The organism is Trueperaceae bacterium, assembly GCA_019454765.1.
In the GTDB taxonomy this organism is placed as follows: Bacteria; Deinococcota; Deinococci; order Deinococcales; family Trueperaceae; genus JAAYYF01.
In genome coordinates this window covers 1-16,222 of the sequence record JACFNR010000019.1, presented here as the reverse complement: position 1 = coordinate 16,222, position 16,222 = coordinate 1, and the positions used below count along the sequence as shown (strand labels likewise).

The 16,222-nt window shown below is 71.9% G+C and carries 13 protein-coding genes and 3 tRNA genes; 7 read left to right on the top strand and 9 right to left on the bottom strand.

What is annotated here, in order from left to right; translation table 11 throughout:
• Window positions 1-40 precede the first annotated feature (40 nt).
• From trpD to H3C53_07150, 7 genes are all read right to left on the bottom strand, one after another.
• Complete coding sequence (gene trpD, locus H3C53_07180; protein ID MBW7916443.1) at window positions 41-1,078, bottom strand: anthranilate phosphoribosyltransferase; 1,038 nt, start codon at window positions 1,076-1,078, stop codon at window positions 41-43.
• A 3-nt stretch (window positions 1,079-1,081) separates the two neighbouring features.
• On the bottom strand, window positions 1,082-1,900 hold the full coding sequence (locus tag H3C53_07175) for a glycosyltransferase (GenBank protein ID MBW7916442.1): 819 nt from the start codon (window positions 1,898-1,900) through the stop codon (window positions 1,082-1,084).
• A gap of 2 nt (window positions 1,901-1,902) precedes the next feature.
• Window positions 1,903-2,526 carry an aminodeoxychorismate/anthranilate synthase component II gene (locus tag H3C53_07170; GenBank protein ID MBW7916441.1) on the bottom strand — a complete coding sequence of 208 codons (624 nt, stop codon included), beginning with the start codon at window positions 2,524-2,526 and terminating at the stop codon, window positions 1,903-1,905.
• Window positions 2,526-3,980, bottom strand: a complete 1,455-nt coding sequence (gene trpE, locus H3C53_07165; GenBank protein ID MBW7916440.1) for an anthranilate synthase component I — start codon at window positions 3,978-3,980, stop codon at window positions 2,526-2,528. Before trpE ends, H3C53_07170 begins: the two co-directional genes overlap by 1 nt.
• Window positions 3,981-4,196: 216 nt before the next feature.
• Window positions 4,197-4,997 carry an enoyl-ACP reductase gene (locus tag H3C53_07160; GenBank protein ID MBW7916439.1) on the bottom strand — a complete coding sequence of 267 codons (801 nt, stop codon included), beginning with the start codon at window positions 4,995-4,997 and terminating at the stop codon, window positions 4,197-4,199.
• Between the two features lie 107 nt (window positions 4,998-5,104).
• Window positions 5,105-6,154 (bottom strand): response regulator, encoded by a 1,050-nt coding sequence (locus H3C53_07155; protein ID MBW7916438.1) that lies wholly within the window; start codon window positions 6,152-6,154, stop codon window positions 5,105-5,107.
• Between the two features lie 103 nt (window positions 6,155-6,257).
• Entirely contained in the window at window positions 6,258-6,449 is a 192-nt protein-coding gene (locus tag H3C53_07150) for a hypothetical protein (protein ID MBW7916437.1), read from the bottom strand.
• Between the two features lie 90 nt (window positions 6,450-6,539).
• Between H3C53_07150 and H3C53_07145 the strand changes: the two genes are divergently transcribed.
• From H3C53_07145 to glmM, 4 genes are all read left to right on the top strand, one after another.
• Window positions 6,540-7,358: a CDP-alcohol phosphatidyltransferase family protein gene (locus H3C53_07145; GenBank protein ID MBW7916436.1), complete on the top strand. Its 819-nt coding sequence runs from the start codon at window positions 6,540-6,542 to the stop codon at window positions 7,356-7,358.
• Between the two features lie 74 nt (window positions 7,359-7,432).
• Window positions 7,433-8,131 (top strand): SDR family oxidoreductase, encoded by a 699-nt coding sequence (locus H3C53_07140; protein ID MBW7916435.1) that lies wholly within the window; start codon window positions 7,433-7,435, stop codon window positions 8,129-8,131.
• Between the two features lie 37 nt (window positions 8,132-8,168).
• The gene (gene polA / locus H3C53_07135) at window positions 8,169-10,730 is read left to right on the top strand and encodes a DNA polymerase I (GenBank protein MBW7916434.1); all 2,562 of its coding nucleotides are present in this window, start codon (window positions 8,169-8,171) and stop codon (window positions 10,728-10,730) included.
• Between the two features lie 90 nt (window positions 10,731-10,820).
• Window positions 10,821-12,221 carry a phosphoglucosamine mutase gene (gene glmM / locus H3C53_07130; GenBank protein MBW7916433.1) on the top strand — a complete coding sequence of 467 codons (1,401 nt, stop codon included), beginning with the start codon at window positions 10,821-10,823 and terminating at the stop codon, window positions 12,219-12,221.
• Window positions 12,222-12,315: 94 nt separating this feature from the next.
• Here glmM and H3C53_07125 read toward each other — a convergent pair whose 3' ends face one another.
• Together H3C53_07125 and H3C53_07120 are read right to left on the bottom strand one after the other, a co-directional pair.
• On the bottom strand, window positions 12,316-12,585 hold the full coding sequence (locus tag H3C53_07125; protein MBW7916432.1) for a hypothetical protein: 270 nt from the start codon (window positions 12,583-12,585) through the stop codon (window positions 12,316-12,318).
• Window positions 12,586-12,733: 148 nt separating this feature from the next.
• The gene (locus tag H3C53_07120) at window positions 12,734-15,661 is read right to left on the bottom strand and encodes an AAA family ATPase (protein MBW7916431.1); all 2,928 of its coding nucleotides are present in this window, start codon (window positions 15,659-15,661) and stop codon (window positions 12,734-12,736) included.
• Window positions 15,662-15,878: 217 nt separating this feature from the next.
• Between H3C53_07120 and H3C53_07115 the strand changes: the two genes are divergently transcribed.
• The 3 genes from H3C53_07115 to H3C53_07105 all read left to right on the top strand — a co-directional run bounded on the left by H3C53_07115 (window position 15,879) and on the right by H3C53_07105 (window position 16,216).
• Window positions 15,879-15,968 (top strand) — tRNA-Ser (locus H3C53_07115).
• 54 nt (window positions 15,969-16,022) lie between these two features.
• A tRNA-Ser gene (locus H3C53_07110) sits at window positions 16,023-16,115 on the top strand.
• Window positions 16,116-16,139: 24 nt separating this feature from the next.
• Window positions 16,140-16,216: transfer RNA gene (locus H3C53_07105), tRNA-Arg, on the top strand.
• Window positions 16,217-16,222 lie beyond the last annotated feature (6 nt).

The window sequence follows — 16,222 nt, the reverse complement described above, 5'->3', positions numbered from 1 at the left end:
TGAGGGTCCGAGGGCGCCCCACTACCACCTGGAACTGCCATCAGGCCTGGCCGCGACCCGCGACGCGCAGGTACTCCTCAAGCTTGCGCGCCGCGGCGCCGCTCGCGAGCGCCTCCCTGGCGAGCTCGACCCCCTCGGCGAGACTGCCGGCCAGCTCGGCCAGGTAGAGGGTGGCCCCGGCGTTGAACAGGGTCACGTCGCGCATGGCGCCGTTCGCCTCGTTGGCCAGCACGGCCCTGAGGAGGCGGGCGTTCCGCGCCGCGTCGCCCCCAGCAAGCTCGCCGATGGGGTGACGGCCCAGCCCCACCTCCTCCGGCGTGATCACGTAGGTGGTGGTGGAACCGTCGGCGTGCAGCTCGGTGACCTTGCTGGGGCCGGTGACGGTGAAGTCGTCGATGACGTCGCCGTGGACCACGAGCGCGCGGGCGAGCCCGAGGCCGCGGAGCACGGCGGCGAGGGTCTCGGTCAGGCGCGGGTCGTAGACGCCCATCAGCTGCCGGTCGGCGCCCGCCGGGTTGGTGAGGGGGCCGAGGTTGTTGAAGATGGTGCGCGCCTGCAGGTCGGCGCGGATGGGCGCCACGAAGCCCATGGCGGGGTGGAAGCGGCGCGCGTACACGAAGGCGAGGCCCGTGGCGTCGATCTCCTCCGCCAGCCGCTCCGGGCTGGCGTCGAGGTCGACGCCGAGCTCCTCCAGCACGTTAGCGGAGCCCGACCTGCGGGTCACGCCCACGTTGCCGTGCTTGGCGATGCGCGCCCCGCCCGCCGCCGCCACGAACATGGCGGTGGTGCTGATGTTGATGGTGTCGACGCCCGTCCCGCCGGTGCCGCACGTGTCGACCAGCGGCCCCGCCCGGCGCACGGGGACCTTGATGGCGCGCTCCCGCATGGCCTCGGCGAAGCCCGTGATCTCGTCCACGGTCTCACCGCGCATGCGCAGCGCCGCCAGGAGCGCCGCGGCCTGCACCTGCGAGAGCTGCCCGTCCATCAACCGGCCCAGCACCTCGCGGGCGTCGTCGCGGCTCAGCGTCTGTCCCTCGAAGATGCGGTTGAGGAACTTGCCGATCTCGAAGTGCGTCATCTGTCAAGCACCTTCCCTGAGCGCCTCGCGCGCGCCGGCGGCGTACGCGGCCTCGTAGCGATAACGTTCGTCGCCCCACAGCAACCTGAACGACTTGGCGAGCAGGAGCCGCTTCGCTCCCAGGAGGGCGGGGTGCACGCCCAGCGCCCACGCCACCTCCGGGCGGCCGTGCTTGCGCCACACGCGCACGTGCGCGGCGCCCGCCGCGCGGGCCTTGGCCTCAAGGTCGGCGGCGCGATCCTCGTCCCAGTGCTCCACCACGGCGTCCGGCAGGAACCTGAACTCGGCTCCTGCCCCCTTCAGCCGGTAGCCGAGGTCGGCGTCCTCGCCGCCGTAACCGTCGAACGAGTCGTCGTAGCCGCCCACGGCTGCGAACAGCTCGGCGCGCATGCTCAACGACCCGCCCACGGCGTTCCACCAGCCGTTGACGCGCCCCAGGGTGGCGCCGCGGCTCAGGTGCGGCGGCAGCACCTGCCGGCTCACGCCGACCCGGTCGGGGAGCTCATGCAGGGCGAGGTTGCGAGCCAACCAGCCGGGCCTGGGGATCATGTCGTCGTCGCTGAAGAGCAGCACCGACCCGCGCGCCATGCGCGCCCCCTTGTTGCGGGCGTGCGCGGCGTGCCGCCCGGGCGTGGTGGCCCACGACAGGGGGTAGCCGGGCTGGTAGCGGGCGAGGAAGCGCTCGGTGCCGTCGGTGCAGCCGTCGGCCACGACGACGACCTCGAACGACGCCTCCTCCCCCTCGAGCGCCCGGAGCTTCCGTTCGAGGAGCGAACGCCGGTCGTGGGTGGGCACCACGACCGAGATGGCGGGACGCGTCACCGTCACCCCGCCGCGACCCCCGCGCGCCCTCGCGCGAAGGCGAGGAAGTTGGCGAACATCTCTCGCCCGTTCTCGGTCAGGATGCTCTCCGGGTGGAACTGCACGCCCCACACGGGGTGCCGAGCGTGGCGGACGCCCATGACCACGCGGCCGCCCTCGGCCGGCTCGGTGGTCCAGGCGTTGGCCACCAGCGACTCCGGCAGGTCGACCACGACGAGGGAGTGGTACCTGGTGGCCGTCAGGCTCGGCGGCAGGCCGGCGAACACGCCGGTGCCGTCGTTGTCGATGCGCGCCGTCTTGCCGTGCACCAGCCGCTCGGCCCGCACCACGCGGGCGCCGTACGCCTCGCCTATCACCTGGTGCCCGAGGCATACGCCCAGCATGGGGAGGTCGGGGCCGAGGCGCCTCACGAGCTCGAGCGACACGCCGGCCTGCGCCGGGGTGCACGGGCCGGGCGAGATGACGACCCCGTCGGGCGCCAGCTCGGTCACCTGCGCGACGCCGAAGGCGTCGTTGCGCCAGACGACGACCTCGGCCCCCAGCTCGCGGAGGTACTGCACGATGTTGTAGGTGAACGAGTCGTAGTTGTCGACCACCAACACCGTGGCGGCGTCAGGGCCGGCCATCAGGCGAGGCCCGCCGTGGCCATCTCGACCGCCCGCCGCAGGGCGGCGAGCTTGTTCATGCACTCCTGCCACTCGGTCGCCGGGTCGGAGTCGGCCACCACGCCCGCGCCGGCCTGCAGGTGCATGCGCCCGTCCTTGATGACGACCGTCCTCAGCGTGAGGGCCATGTCCATGGCGCCGCTGGGCGCAAGGTAGCCGAACGCCCCGGCGTAGGGACCGCGGCGCACGGTCTCGAGCTCGTCGATGATCTCCATCGCCCGCACCTTAGGGGCGCCGGAGGCGGTGCCCATCGGGAGCGTGGCCGCGAGCGCGTCGAGGGGGGTGCGGCCGACCTCCAGCCGCCCCTCGACCTGCGACACGATGTGCATGACGTGGCTGTAGCGCTCCACGCGCATCAGGTCGGTGACCTCCACGCTGCCGGGGGCGCAGACGCGGCCGAGGTCGTTGCGGCCGAGGTCGACCAGCATGACGTGCTCGGCGCGCTCCTTCTCGTCGGCCAGCAGCTCCGCCGCCAGGCGCGCGTCCTCGGCCGCGTCCGCGCCGCGCGGGCGCGTGCCGGCGATGGGCAGGGTCTCGACGCGCACGCCGTCCGAACGGATCAGGCTCTCGGGGCTGCTCGAGACGAGGGTGATCCCGCCCAGGTCGAGGTAGCCGAGGTAGGGGCTCGGGTTGACGGTGCGGAGGGCGCGGTAGATGGCGAACGGGTGCGCGGCCAGGTCGGCGGAGAGGCGGAGGCTAGGCACGACCTGGAAGGCGTCGCCGGCGTGGATGTACTCGACGGCGCGCGCGACGGCGGCCATGTACTCCTCGCGCGTGACGCTCGACTCGAACTCCGTGACGCGCCCGGCGCGGTCGCCGGGCACGCCAGGCAGCGGGCCGCGCAACCGGTCGTAGGCGGCGTCCACGAGCGCGCGGGCCCGCGCTTCGTCCGCCGCGTCGCCGACCGCGGCCGGCGCGATGATGAACAGCTTGCGCTTCAGGTGATCGAAGACCACCACCAGCTCGGGTTCCACGAACAGCAGGTCTGGCGCGCCGATCAGGTCCGGGTTGGCGTCGGGCAGCCGCTCGTAGCGCCTGACGAGGTCGTAGGCGGCGTAACCGACGGCGCCCGTCCAGAAGGCGGGCAGGCCCGGCGCGGCCTCGCTCCCCCGCACCACGAGGTCCCACAGGGCCTTCAGCGGGTCGCTCGACTCGAAGGTGGTGGCGCCCTCGGACGTCGTGACGGTCATGGCGGCGCCGCGCGACTCGATGCGCCTGCGCTGACCCGTGCCGATGAAGGAGTAGCGCGCGACCCGCTCGCCCTGCTCGACGCTCTCGAGCAGGAACGACGGGTGCCCGGCGATCTTCAGGTAGGCGGTGAGCGGCGTCTCGAGGTCCGCGAGCACCTCGCGGTAGACGGGCCGTACTAGTGGCGACGCCGCCAGGGGCGGCGCGCCGCTGTGCTTGTCCTGCATGGGGTCTCTCCGTTCGTGGACTGGCTTCTGAGGCGGGAGCGTGCCCCCTTGGGGCCGCTCCCGGGCCGCGGGCGTGGTGCGCGCGCCGGGCGCGTCAACCAAAGCGCCGCCATCGGCCCAGCGCGCCCGTCCAACGGTGGAGGGAAGTCATGGAGGGGAGTATAGCCCGCGCGCGGCGCGGCGCCGTAGCCCCGCCCGCTGCCGTGACCACGTACGCTACTGGCTCTTCGCCTGCGGCAGGAACAGCCCGATGGCGTGGAAGCCCGCGTCCACGTAGACGGTCTCGCCGGTGATGCCGCCGCCGAGCTGCTCCACCAGCAGCGACATGCCGAGGCCGCCGACCTCCTCCTGGGTGATGTTCCGCTTGAGCATCGACATCTCACCCGCCTGGGAGTAGAGGTCCGCGAAGCCGGCGATGGAGCGCGCCGCGATGGTCCTGACGGCGCCCGCCGAGATGGCGTTCACGCGCACGCCGCGGGGGCCAAGGTCGTACGCGAGGTAGCGCACGCTGGCCTCGAGAGCCGCCTTGGCCACGCCCATCATGTTGTAGTGCGGCACCACGCGCTCGGCCGCCAGGTAGCTGAGCGTGACCATGCTGCCACCGCCCGTCATCAAGGGGGCGGCGCGCCGGGCGGCCGCCACGAGCGAGTAGGCGCTCACGTCCATGGCGGTCTGCCAGTCCTGCCGCGAGGTCTCCACGAACGGGTTCTCGAAGGTGGCGCCCGGCGCGAACGCCAGCGCGTGCACGAGGTAGTCGAGCCGGCCGAACTCCGCCTCGACGGCGCCGAACATGGCGTCGAGCGCAGCGTCGTCGCCCACGTCGCACTCGAGCAGCAGCGGCGACACCAACCCCTCCGTCAGCTTCTCCAGGGTGGGGCGCAGGCGGTCCGCCTGGTAGCTGAACGCGAGGCGGGCACCGGCCTGCGCGAGCGGTTGCGCGATGGCCCAGGCCAGCGAGCGCTGGTTGGCGACCCCCATGACGAGGCCGGTCTTGCCGCTGAGGTCGATGCTGTACATGAACGCTCCTTCGTGGGTGGCCCCTTACGGCCGGCGTGGCAGTCTACCGCGCCGCGCCTTGCCGCCCGCACGGCTCCGGCCAACGCCGGGGCCAATGTGCTAAGGCCTCAGCCCTCTTCCATGAGGCGCTCGAAGCGCTCGCGCGCCTCGGCGGCGCGGGAGCGCTCGCCCCGCGCCTCCCAGGTGTCCGCGAGTCCCTCCCAGGCGGTCTCGCTATACGGCTCGTGCTCGGTCATCAACTGGAACAGCATGGTCGCCTGCGCCAGGTCGCCCGTCTCGCGCGCCAGGTCGGCCGCCGCCTCGAGCAGCGACAGGTGCGAGGATTGCAGGTGCAGCCTGATGTTGTCGACCCAGGCCGAGTCGAAGCCCGCGAGGAAGTGCCCGGAATAGAGCCTCCCGGCCGCCTGGTAGTCGCGCAGGTCGCCGGATTCGCGGGCGCGACGCGCCAGTCGCCGGTAGGCCTCAACGTCGTAGTCGATCTCGAACTTGTCGTGCAGGTAGTAGCGGCGGTTGGCGCTCTCCACCAGCTCGCCTCCCATCACCTTGCGCAGCCGGTAGAGGGTGGTGTGGAAGCTGCTCGACGCCTTCGACTCGGTCTTGCCGGGCCACAGCGCCTCGGCGACCTCGAACGTGGTGACGCCCGAACGGTGCTCCAGCAGGTAGAAGAGGAGCTCGAGGGCCTTGAGCGAGTCCCAATCGAGCCGCTCTCCCTCCCGCATGACCATGGGGTGCCCGAAGCCGCGGGCGGCGACCTTGCCGGTGACGGGGCGCCGCAGCTCCGCCACGCGCCTGAGGCGAACGTTGACGGCCTCGAGGAGCTCGTCCTTCTGCACGGGCTTGGTGAGGTAGTCGTCGGCGCCGAGCGTCATGCCCTTGCGCATGGAGGCGCGGTCCTCGAGGGCCGTGAGGAACAGGAACGGGACGGCGCGCAGCTCGGCAATCTCGCGGACGCGGCCGTAGAACTCGAAGCCGTCCATGGGCGGCATCGAGACGTCGGACACGACCACATCGGGCCTGAGGCCGTCGCGCAGCTCCTCCAGCGCCTCGCGCGGGTCGTCGAAGGCGATCACGGCGTAGCCCGCGGCCGTCAGCGCCAGTTCGCTCACCTTGAGCATCGACGGTTCGTCGTCAACGACGAGGACAAGTGTTGCCGTCACGAGCAGAGTCTATCAGCGCCGTCGGCGGCGTCCTTATGAAGTTCGCTACCTCGCCGCGTGCCGTCGCAGTCGCACCGGGACGGGCCCAACCTCGACGCAGACGTCACTCGTGCCAGTCGCTCGTCGTCTGGTACTGGACGAGCGCGCTGAACTCGACGCCCGTGCCGTAGGTGGCGGTCGAGAACTTGACGTCGACGACGACGTCGTCACGGCTCAACCCCTCCACGAACTCGTTCAGGCGCCTCTCGAAGTGCTCGACGCTGTTCGACGTGATGAGCTTGAAGTTGACGTCCATGCCAGGTGGCCTCCCCATGCTGATCGTGCTGACTTACCTAACGGCTGCCCTCGATGATAACCGCCCACGCGCACCTGCTAGCCTGGCCCCATGCGGGCGGCCGCCAAGCCCAGGCCTCGACGCGAGGCGGTGATGCTCCTGGTGCAGCCCCTCGCCGACCGCGTCGTGGCGCGCCTCGCCACCACCCGCGTGGCTCCCTGGCAGGTGGTGCTCTCTCACACCCTCCTCGGCTTCGTTGCCGCGTTCCTGGTCGCGGGCGCGGCGCCCGCCGGTTGGCGCTGGGCGGCGGCGCTCCTCCAGTTGAAGACCGTCCTCGACAACGTGGACGGCGGCCTGGCGCGGGCAACGGGGCGCGTCACCGAGTTCGGCCGCTACCTCGACACCGTGTGCGACCTGCTCGTGAACGTTGCTCTCTTCTGGGCGCTCGCGCGGCACGGCCCGTGGCTCGGGTCGGCGGCGGGCTGCGTTGCCCTCACGGTGGCGCTCTCGGCCGACTTCAACGCCGAGCGCTTGCACCGCGAGGCGCACGCGCCGCCCCGTGGCGCCACGCCGGCCGTGCCGCCCGGCGCGTGGCCGTGGGCGCTGTCGCTCGTGCGGGGGTTCTACCGGGTCGTGCTGGCGCCGCAGGACCGGGCCCTGGCGGCCCTCGACCGGCGCCTCTTCGCGCTCGCGGCGGGGCGGGCGTGGGACGGCGCCGACGCGGGCGAGCGCCGCCGTTGGGCGGACGTCTTCTCCACCGGCGCGCTCGTCAACCTCGGCCTGAGCACCCAGTACCTGGCGCTTGGCGTCGCCCTCTGGCTGGGCATGCCTTACGCTTGGGTCGTGCTGAGCTGGCTCCTCGTCCCCTACCTGCTGGTCGTCCAGGCCGCGCGCGTGGCGCGCTACCGCCGGGCGGCGCGGGCCGCGTGAGCACCAAGGGCTTAGCGCCTGGCGCCTCGGTCGGCGCGGCGCGCCCCACCGACCACGCGCGACCCGCCGCCCTCGTGACGGGGTCCGCCAAGGGGATCGGCAAGGCCATCGTGCTGGCGTTGGCGGCCGACGGCTTCGACGTGGTGGTGCACTACCGCCGCAGCCGCGCGGAGGCGGAGGCGGTGGCCGCGGCGGCGGCGGCGCTCGGCGCTCACGCCGTGGCGCTGGCGGCAGACGTGACGGTGGAGGCGGAGGCCCGCGGCCTCGTCGACGCCGCCCACGGCCTGCACGGCCGCCTCGACGTGCTCGTCAACAACGTCGGCGACTACCACCACGGGCCGCTGGCGGACCTCTCGGCGGAGGTCTGGCACCACATGCTCGCCAGCAACCTGCACTCCACCTTCTACACCTGCCAGCGGGCCGTGCCGTACCTTCGCCTGGCGCCGCGCGGCGGGCGCATCGTAAACATCGGTTATGCCGGCGCCGAGCTCCTGAAGGCGCGGCCCGGGATAGCCGCCTACGGCATCGCCAAGACCGGCGTCATCCTCTACTCGAAGGCGTTGGCGTTGTCGGAGGCGGCCGCCGGGGTGACCGTCAACGTGGTGAGCCCGGGCGTCATCGAGAACAGCGTCTCCGCCCCCAAGCAGGAGCTGCCCATGGCCCGGGTCGGCCGCCTCGACGAGGTCGTGGCGGCCGTGAGGTACTTCCTGAGCCCGGCCGCCGACTACGTCACCGGCACCACCCTCGAGGTGGCCGGCGCTTGGAACGTGTGACGTGGCGAAACGAGGACGCGGCCCGGAGCAGCCGACGCTGTTCGGCTCGGAGCAGCCGGCGCCTCCTGGCGCCGCGCGGCGCCTGGTGCTCGTCGACGGGCACGGTCTCGCCTACCGGGCATACTTCGCCATCCGCGAGCTGTCGACCTCCGGCGGCAGGCCGACCAACGCCGTGTTCGGCTTCGTTCGCGCGCTGCTGGAGCTACTGAAGGGCCTCGCCCCGACCGACAGCCTCGTGGTCGCCTTCGACGCGCCCGCGCGCACGTTCCGCAAGGAGCGCTACGAGGAGTACAAGGCGCAGCGCGCCCCGACCCCCGAGGACTTCCCCCTGCAACTCAACTCGATCAAGGCGTTGGTCGACCTGCTGGGAGTCACGCGGGTCGAGGAACCGGGCCTGGAAGCCGACGACCTGATCGGTTCCCTGGCGACGGGCGCGGCCGCGGCGGGGTGGTCGGTGGACATCGTCACCGCCGACCGCGACGCCCTGCAACTCGTTACCGACAACGTGACCGTCGTCAGCCCCGACGGCAAGCAGCGCATGACGCGCGCCGGCGTCACGGAGAAGTACGGCGTGACGCCGGAGCAGTGGGTCGACTACCGGGCCCTGACGGGTGACGCGTCCGACAACATCCCCGGCGTCAAGGGCATCGGTCCCGTCGCGGCGCGCAACCTCCTCACGCGCTACGGGGACCTGGACGGTGTCCTGGCCAACCTCGACGACCTGCCGAGCACGTCGCAGGCGAACGCCATCCGCGCCTCCCTGGGCGACCTCGAGCTCTCGCGTGAGCTCTCGCGCATCGTCACGACCGCCCCGGTCGACCTCGAGTTCACTGCGGCTGCCGACCGGCGCGTGAAGCGCGCCGAGCTCACGGCCGCGTTGCGGGAGCTGGAGTTCGGGAGCATCCTCCACGAGCTCGGGCTGGTGGAGCGCGTGCCGTTCAGGACCGGGCCGTGGTCCGAGGTGCGCGCCGCCGCCCACCGCGCGGCCACCTGGTCGTACGGTTACCGCCTCGACGACGCGCGGCCCACCGCCGCGCGCGTGGTGGACCTCGCCCTGGCGGTCGAGGCGGGCGAGGAGGGCGACGGCCACCTGGTGGCGGCCGCGCCCCTCCCACCGGGCGGCGACCTGACCCCCCACGTTGCAGGCGCGGTCAACGCGCCCGACGCCAAGGCCCTCGTGGTGGCGGCGCGCATGGCCGGCGTCGAAGCCGTGCCGGGCGACGACCCGCTCCTGATGGCCTACCTCCTCGACTCGGTCGGGGCGAGCGCCGAGACGTTGGCCAGGCGCCTCGGCGCAGGCGAGTGGGGAACCACCGCCCGCGAGCACGCCGTGGTGGGCGCCGAGCTGCTGCGCATCATGAGCGACAGGCTCAGGGGCTCGCAGCGCCAGGTGTACGACCGTATCGAACGGCCGCTGCAGGCGGTGCTCGCCGACATGGAGGTGGCCGGCATCGCGCTCGACACGGAGCTCCTCGAGCGCCTGTCGGCCGAGGCGGCGGCGGAGCTGGCCGCCCTGGAGGAGCGCCTGCAGGCCATCGCCGGCGACGCCGCATTCAACGTCGCCTCGCGCGATCAGGTGGCGTGGCTCTTGTTCGAGAAGCTGGGGTTGACCTCGGGCCACCGCACGGCCACGGGCAAGCAGAGCACGGCGCTCTCCGCCATCGAGCCGCTGCGCGGCCAGCATGAGGCCGTCGACCTCGTGCTCGAGCACCGCGAGATCGCCAAGCTCAAGGGCACGTACCTCGACCCCCTGCCGGCGTTGGCCGACGCCCGCGGCCGCGTGCACACGACGTTCGAGCAGGCGGTCGTGGCCACCGGCCGCCTCTCCAGCGTGAACCCGAACCTCCAGAACGTGCCGGTGCGCACGGCGCGCGGGCGGGAGGTGCGCAGGGCGTTCGTGGCCGGACCCGGTCACCTGCTCCTCGTGGCCGACTACTCGCAGATCGAGCTGCGCATGCTCGCGCACATCGCCGACGAGCCCGCCCTGATCGAGGCGTTCCAGGCCGGCGAGGACATCCACCGCAGCACCGCCGCCGGCGTGTACGGCGTGGAGCCGGGCAGCGTGACGAGCGACATGCGGCGCGTGGCCAAGGTCATCAACTTCGGCGTGCTGTACGGCATGTCCGCGCAGCGACTCAGCCGCGAGCTCGAGATCGGCTACGACCGCGCGGACGCCTTCATCAAGACCTACTTCCAGCGCTACCCCAAGGTCAGGGCCTACATCGACGACACGCTGGCCGCCGCCCGCGAGACGGGTTACGTGGAGACGATCATGGGCAGGCGCCGCGCGGTGCCGGACCTGCTCAGCCCCAACCGCAGCGTGCGCGACGCGGCAGAACGCGTTGCCTACAACATGCCCATCCAGGGCAGCGCCGCCGACGTCATGAAGCTCGCCATGCTCGAGTTGGCGGAGGCGCTTACTGCCCGCCGCGGACGCCTGCTGTTGCAGGTGCACGACGAGATCGTGGCCGAGGTCCCGGAGGACGACGCGGAGAGCGCCGCCGCCGAGGTCAAGGGCATCATGGCCGGCGTGGTGGAGCTCAAGGTGCCGCTCGAGGCGGCCGTCGGCCTGGGCCGCAACTGGCTCGACGCCAAGTAGCCCGCAAGCCGGAGCTGAACTGCGGGGCGTTACCAGCCCGTGGCGTCGTTCGCCCGGCCACCGCGGGCGGACCCGGTTATCATGCTGCCCATGTTCGCAAGGCGCTACTTCGGCACTGATGGCGTTCGGGGCGTGGCGGGCGTCCATCCGATGACCGCCACGTTCGCGCTCCGCCTGGGGATGGCCGTGGGCGAGACCGTCCACCCGACGGGCGGCGGCGCGCCGCACGTGCTCATCGGGATGGACACGCGCCGTTCCGGCCTGATGCTGGCGCACGCCGCCGCCGCCGGCCTGACCTCGCGCGGGGTCCACGTGACGTGGCTGGGCGTGCTCCCCACCCCCGGCGTGTCGTTCCTGACGCGCGCGCTTGGCGCCGACGCCGGCCTCATGGTGTCGGCGAGCCACAACCCGTTCCTCGACAACGGCCTCAAGCTCTTCGACCGCAACGGCGAGAAGCTCTCCGACGAGATCGAGGCGGAGATCGAGCAGGTCGTCGACCGCCTCGGCACGGCCGGCGACGACCTGCCCACCGTCTCGGGCAGCAGCATCGGCAGCGTCACGGTGGCCCGACCCTGGGACGCGGCCGGCCCGACGGCGGGGGCCGACGCGAGCGTCATCAACCTCTACGTGAAGCACCTGCTCGACAACGCTCCGTACCTCGACGGCATGCGCGTCGTGGTCGACTGCGCTCACGGCGCCAGCCACCTCATCGCGCCACAACTCTTCGCCAAGCTCGGCGCCCGCCTCGAGGTCCTCAACGCCGCTCCCGACGGGGTCAACATCAACGTGGCGTGCGGCTCGACCCACCCCGAGGCCCTCGTCGAACACGTGGTGGACGGCGGCTTCGACGTCGGCATCACCTTCGACGGCGACGCCGACCGCGCCCTCCTGATCGACGCCAAGGGCCGCGTCGTGACGGGCGACCACATGCTCGCCATCGCCGCCATGTCGCGGGGCGAGAAGGGCCTGGTGGCCACGCAGATGAGCAACATGGGCACCGAGAACTACCTGCGGGAGCGCGGCGTGACCATGCACCGCGCCAAGGTCGGCGACCGCTACGTGTTCGAGGAGCTCAAGCGCCGCGACCTCACCTTGGGCGGCGAGCAGTCGGGACATCTCCTCTTCCTCGACAAGGCCCCCACGGGCGACGGCATGCTCACCGCGTTGATCGCCCTCTCCGCCGTGCGGAAATCCGGCAAGCCGCTAGAGGCGTGGATGGACGAGATCCCCGTCTACCCGCAACTACTCAAGAACGTGAAGGTGCCGCCCGGCGCGCGCGACCACGTGGCAGCCGACCCCGGCGTGGTGGCGGCCGTCGACGCCGCCGAGGCGGAACTGGCGGGCACCGGTCGTGTGTTGCTTAGACCCAGCGGCACGGAGCCGCTGGTGCGGGTCATGGTCGAGGGCGCCGACCCGGAACAGGTCGCTCGCCTCACCGATCAGGTCGCGGCGGCGGTCGCCGGCGCGGCCGAGCGCGCCACCCAGACCTGACCGCGGCGGATGGCGCCGGCGGCAGCGCCACGCGGCCCGCGGCCGCGGCCCACGCCGAGCGTCCCGCCCCCGGGCGCACCGGCCCCCGGAGCTGTTACGCCACGAAGCCGGCCAGGTAGTACTCCTTGGCGGCGTTGGGCAGGTCGTCGGTCTTGAGGATGCACACGGTGCCGGTGACGCCCTCCTCGTGGCACTCCCCGAGGCTGCCGAACGCGGGCCAGTGCTGCTCCGAGCGCGGCATGTGCTCGTCCACGTGACCGTGATGGTAGTCGACGGCCTTGTCGTAAGCGGCCTGCAGGCCCTGCATGTCGTCGGCCTCCGCGATGATGCCCCTACCGTTGCTGATCACCAGTAACGCCTTCACGTGCCACCACCTTCCGTCACGGCGCACGGCGGCCGGGGTGCTGGGCGTGCGTCTGACCGTCTCACCATAGGCTCATCGACCGAAGCGCGCCGTGGCGGATGAACCACCGGGACCCAGCTGGGCGCGCCCGGCGCCATCGACGCTTCGCTCAGTTGACGGACCCGCGCCCCTCGAGCCGCGCCGCGGCGCGCGCCCGGGCGGCGCCTTCCGCGTCGCCGCTCTCCTCCAACACGCGGGCGCGCCCCTCCTCCAGAGCTCGCAAGTAGGATGTCACCGGCGCCAACGCCTCGGCGTCCAGGCGCCCCTTCACGGCGTCCACCTCCGCCAACAGCCCGTGAGCCGCCGTCAGGTCCATGCGCCGCAGGGCCAGGTCCAGGCCCACCTTCAAGGCGTAGATCAGGCGCCAGGCGGCCCGCGCGCTGGTGTCGCCCGCCCACACCAGGCGCGCCAGCCGCAGGGCCTCCGCCACGAGACCCTCGCCCTGCACCGCGTGACCCACGGTGAGCGCCACCTCCGCGGCGCGCGTAAGGGAGTAGCCGAGCAACGCGAAGTCGGGCACCGTGCCCGACGAATCGGCAACGGCCCTACGCACCGCGGTCGCCTCCTGGATGCGCGACCAAGCGCCCTCGCCGTCGCCCCGCCGCCACTGCACGGCGGCAAGCCGCTCCAGCGAATCCGCGACGTTGGCCATGATCCTGGGCGTGGTGGGCGCCATGCTCAGGTGCCGGCGCATGACCGCCAGCACCTCGAGCAACAAGGCCTCCGCCTCCTGCATGCGGCCGGTGGCCGCGTACGCGTCCGCCAACTGGTCCAGGGCGATGGCGAGACGGATCTCGAGATCGATGTTCGTGCCGCCCGCCGCGAGCTCCCGGAGCGTGGCGGTGGCCCGCTCCAGGTCCAGTAGCGCCGCCTGGACGTCGCCACGTAGGAGCGCGTTCGCGCCCACCTCGCTCTGCACGGAAGCCACCTGCAGCCGGCGCACCGGGTGGTCGTCCAGGCCCAGCAACTGCTGAGCGATGCCGAGGGCGTGCCGTAAGGTCTCCGCCGCGTCGCCCGTCTCGCCGAGCTCCTCCAGCCAGGCAGCGTAGAGGCGGTGCAGCCGCAACGATGCCTCCAGCACCTCCGCCTCGGGTTCGCTCCCCTCTAGGCCGTGCATGACCGCGACCGCCGTGCTCAAGGCGTCAGCGCGCCGTTCCTGGTTGCCGGCCGCCTCGTGGAACTCCGCCACGTCGAGCAGCACCTGCGTGTAGAGGCTGCCAGACCAGGCGTTCACGTCGCCCTCCTCGTACGTCTGGCCCGCGAGCCGCACGAGCCGGATGAGCACGGGACGCCGCGCCTCGCGGTCGCCGGCCGTGGCCAGGATGTCGTTGGCGCCGCGCAGCCAGTTCAGGTCACCGTCGAGGCGCTCGTCGGAGATGCTCCCCAGCAGCTCCGCCTGCCGCACAGCCAAGCGGTGGGCCACCTCCAGCTCTCCGGCGGCCGAGGCGTACCGCGTAAGCTCGTGCAACGCCTGCGCGGCCAGGCGGCGCTGCTCCTCGTCGTCCGACCGCTCGAACAGCGCGGCGGCCGACCGCATCAAGGAGAGGTACCCGGCCTGCCCCACGTCCAGCGGGAGCTCGCCCAGCATGAGCTGCTGCACAGCGGTGCCCAGAGCGGTCAGCGCCTCGGCCTCGCCGTAGAACGCGGGCAGGAACTCGCGCGCCACGTCATGGTAGATGCGCTGGCGGAACGACCCCAACCCCTCCGCCAACCAGGCCAGGTAACCGAACCGCTCGCTGGCATCCGCGAGGGCAGCGCTGACCTCCTCACCCGAGACCTCGTGCTCTCCCAGGAGCAGGTGCGTGAAGCGCACGAGCGGCTCCAGGAACTCAGCGCCCTGCAGGCCCGCCAACGACACGGCCCTCTGAACCCCCTCGGGGCTGCTGGCGAAACGCTCAGCGACCACGTCCTGAAGACTCACGCTCTTGGAGAGCAAGGCCTCGAGGCCGTCCTCGGTCAAGGCGCCACTCGGGTCGCGATCCTCGAACCACCTGCGGCTGCGCGGGTCCAGGCCCAGACGCACGATCTCGTCCAGGTACTGCGGGTTGCCGCCTGCCCGCTCGACCAGGCGGGCCACCTGGTGCGGCGTCAGGCCGGGCAGACGCTCCGTCACCAGCGGTTCGAGTCCGGCTATGGGCCTCAGGTGCAACAGCTCCACCGTGTTGGGCCGAAGGCCGGCATACCGCGTCAACGCGGCCGCCACCGAAGCGTCGTCTTCGGCGCCGTCGCGGCCGGCTGCCGCGAACTCTCGCTCCCAGTGAGTCACCAGCAGGAGCACGGGCCAGCCGCCATCGGTCATGGCGGTCAGGAGCGCGGCCACGAAAGCGCTGACGCCAGGGTCGGCGTCCGAGAACTGCGCGTCGTCGATGAGGATGACCGCGGGTACGGTGCTGCCGCTAGGGCCGTTGAACAGCTTGGAGAGGTCGTCGATGAGCTGGCGCACCAAGGAGTCGCGCCTTCGCCCCAGCAAGGCGGCCGCGTCGAGCGCTTGCCGGTCGTCGCGCCAACCGTCGTGGATCCCCTTGAGTTCAAGCCCCACCTCACCCACCTTCTTGATGAGGCCGAGTACGGGGACCAGGTCGAGCACCGCGTCCAGCGCCACTGCACCGCCCACCTTGGCCAACTGCGCGAGCCGCTGCCGGTGGCGCTGCTCGCGGTGGAACGGCTCCAGGTGCGGGACCAGGTGACTGTCCACGTGCGCCGCCAGCGCCCCCGTGGTCACCTGGTTGCGGCCGACCTGCGGCGAGAGGCGCACGCCCCACCATAAGAACGGCATGCGCGCGGCACCGTTCCAACTACCGGGAAGGGGATTCACGAGGAGGTTGTCGCCATCTGCGCCCAGCTCCGGCGGCCAATACCCACCATCGCCTTGCCCGGCGCGCACCGTGCGCGCGTAGAACTCCTGTGCCAGGCGGGTCTTGCCGAGACCCGACTCGGCCAGGAGGACGACCACCCGTGGACCGCCACCCTCGCTGACCGCCTGCCAGCGCGAAGCAAGGGTAGCTAGATGCTCCTCTTGGCCGCAGAACGGGGGCATGGGAGAAGTTAGCAGATCCGAGAGGGTGCTGGCAGCGCCGAGCTGCTGCCCCTACCGAGATCCCGCTCGCGTCGTCGTGTCGTGTCGTTGACACCGTCGAGAAGCGCTGCGTATACTTCTCGACGCTGACCGTACGGACGGCCCCGCCACGCCACCGCGGCGGGTATCGGACGGGTACACGGGGAGCTGCCGCGAGCTGGTTGGTAGCAGGTTGACCGGAGGGTTGGCCGAGCGGTCGAAGGCGGCGGTCTTGAAAACCGTAGACGGGGAGACTCGTCCGGGGGTTCGAATCCCTCACCCTCCGCCAAGGTAAGGTCAGTGGCGAGGCCGGCCGGGGACCCGGTCGACGGTTGAACACCGCGGAGAGGTGGCCGAGCGGCTGAAGGCGCTCCCCTGCTAAGGGAGTATGGGGGCAAAACCTCCATCGAGGGTTCAAATCCCTCCCTCTCCGCCAACGACCCTAGGGTCGGCAAAACATGCGCCCGTAGCTCAGTTGGATAGAGCGTCTGACTACGGATCAGAAGGTCAGGAGTTCGAATCTTCTCGGGCGCACCAGAGGAA